This is a genomic window from Anaerococcus sp., from assembly GCF_022770135.1.
GTDB lineage: Bacteria > Bacillota > Clostridia > Tissierellales > Peptoniphilaceae > Anaerococcus.
Map to the genome: position 1 here is coordinate 1 of NZ_JALEIL010000078.1, position 2,647 is coordinate 2,647.

At 42.1% G+C, this 2,647-nt stretch carries 1 protein-coding gene; it reads right to left on the minus strand.

The window, feature by feature from the left end:
• A partial coding sequence (gene uvrB / locus MRZ08_RS03565) for an excinuclease ABC subunit UvrB (protein WP_297379304.1) occupies positions 1-1,569 on the minus strand: 1,569 nt, incomplete at its 3' end.
• Positions 1,570-2,647: the final 1,078 nt, after the last annotated feature.

Genomic DNA, 2,647 nt, shown 5'->3' on the forward strand with positions numbered 1-2,647 from the left:
CTTGTCAGCATCGAGGATTGTGATAAGAGAAACTTCAGGTATATCAAGTCCCTCACGGAGGAGGTTGATTCCTACAAGCACGTCAAACTCTCCTAGGCGGAGCTCTCTAATAATCTCACTTCTTTCGATTGTCTTAATGTCGGAATGAAGGTATCTGACCTTGATTCCATTTTCCGTAAGGAAGGTCGTAAGGTCTTCTGCCATCTTCTTGGTAAGAGTCGTGACGAGGACCCTTTCCTTCTTGGCAATAGTCGCATGAACTTCTTCTATTAGGTCGTCTATCTGATTTGCTGTTGGCCTTACCTCTATTAATGGATCCAAAAGGCCAGTTGGTCTTATGATTTGATCAACCATCTTGCCATGGGTCTTCTCCTTCTCGTAAGGACCCGGAGTTGCCGAAACATAGACTGCCTGATTGATTAACTTCTCGAACTCATCGAACTTAAGCGGTCTGTTATCTAGGGCAGAAGGTAGCCTAAAGCCGTAGTCAACCAAGTTTTGCTTACGGGACCTGTCTCCCTCATACATTCCTCCAACCTGGGGAATAGAAACGTGGGACTCGTCCACCATTAGGACAAAATCTTCTGGGAAATAGTCGATTAGGGTATAAGGCCTAGAGCCTGCTGGTCTTTGGCTTAAGTGTCTAGAGTAGTTCTCAATTCCAGAACAAAAACCTATCTCCCTTAACATCTCTATATCATACTTGGTTCTTTGCTCGAGTCTTTGGGCTTCGAGGAGCTTATTTTCCGAATTAAGCTCTGCCAATCTTTCCTCAAGCTCTTCTTCTATAGTAACAATAGCCTTTTCTGTCTTCTCACTTGATGTCGCATAGTGGCTGGCAGGATAAATATAGGCGTGGCTAATCTTTGCAGTAACCTTGCCTGTCAAGGAATCAAACTCCGAAATCTCGTCGATTTCATCTCCGAAGAACTCAAATCTAATAGCCTTTTGGTCAAAACCTGCAGGGAAAACATCCAAAATATCTCCCCTACGTCTGAAAGTTCCTCGGCTAAACTCCACATCATTTCTCACATATTGGACATCGATTAGCTTTCTCATCACATCTTCCGGGCTAATCTCCTGACCTGGACGGAGGGATACTACAAGCTTCTGATACTCGATAGGATCTCCCAAGCCGTAAATACAAGAAACACTTGCAACGATTATAACATCACGCCTCTCGAAAAGGGCCATGGTCGCAGAATGTCTCATCTTGTCTATCTCGTCATTGATAGATGAGTCCTTGGCTATATATGTATCCGTAGCTGCCACATAGGCTTCTGGTTGATAATAATCATAGTAGGAAACGAAATACTCGACAGCATTGTCCGGGAAAAACTCCTTAACCTCCGTGAAAAGCTGATAGGCCAAGGTCTTGTTGTGGGCAAGAACTAGGGTAGGCCTTTGGACATTTTGGATAATGTTGGCCATGGTAAAGGTCTTACCAGAACCAGTCACACCACGGAGAATCTGATGATGATCTCCCGCCTCGATTCCCTTTGATAATTTATCTATAGCATAAGGCTGATCGCCTCTAGGTTTATAATCCGATTTTAAATTAAACTTCATAAATCTTCCTTTATATATAACAAAAATTAATAAAATGGCAGAGTGCCGGACAGTCGGGCTTCGATTTTTGAAAAAAATCGAATAAGTGGGACTTATTTGTAAAATAAGTTCCAAGAACTCGAAGAGTTCAAAAGAGAGCTAGTAAATAGCCTTGAGACTTCTCCACTTTCATCCCCCCCTTATCTCGACCTTACCTATTACCCTTATCTCGAGCGGAGCGTAGCGCAGTCGAGAGATCTCAAGAGACTTCTCCACAAGGTCGAAGTAAGGGTAATTGTATATCTAATCACAATCCTTATCCCGAGGCTTCTCCACTTCGGTCGAAGCAAGGGAATGGTAGATATAGGCTTTATCACAAGTCTAAGCATGGTATTGGTATATCTAAACTTTTTAATTCGCACAGCTCTTATCTGGACCGTACTGCTTACCCTTATCCCTAATGGTGCTGGCCACAATGAACGAAGTGAATTGATGGCAGACCTTAATCGAGGCTTTGCGAGGTGAAGAGACGACATTAGTCGGTTCTGAACCCGCAAACTGACACCGAAGGTGGCATCTCGAGCCTGCCGAGAGATCTATAAAATTTACCAACCGTCGAGCGCAGTCGAGGGATCTCGTGGGGCTTCTCCACTTCGGTCAAAGCAAGGGGTGGTGGTTTCGGCTTTACCCTTAGTAGAAATTAGGGTAATCCTATATCTCACATTTGCTCTAACAATAAAGCTCCTCTAGAGGATTACTACAATAATCTCTCCCATTTATATTAATTTAATTCTTACTTAAATATCTTAAAATAACTCTATTCTCGTTATATAAATATACTAAATTTCTTCTAAAATTCAATCCCTATGGAAAGAGTCGGACTTTTTAAAAATCCTGTTGACTTCGCTACCATATATGATATAATATTCATATGAACAGATACTCATATGAAAGGATACACATGAATGATTCTTTAAAAAATATTGATGACACAACCCTAATCGACTTGGCAGATCTATTTAAGGTCTTCGCTGACTCGACTAGGATGAGGATAATGTATAGGTTACTTGCTGGGAAAATGAACGTGGGTGACATAGCC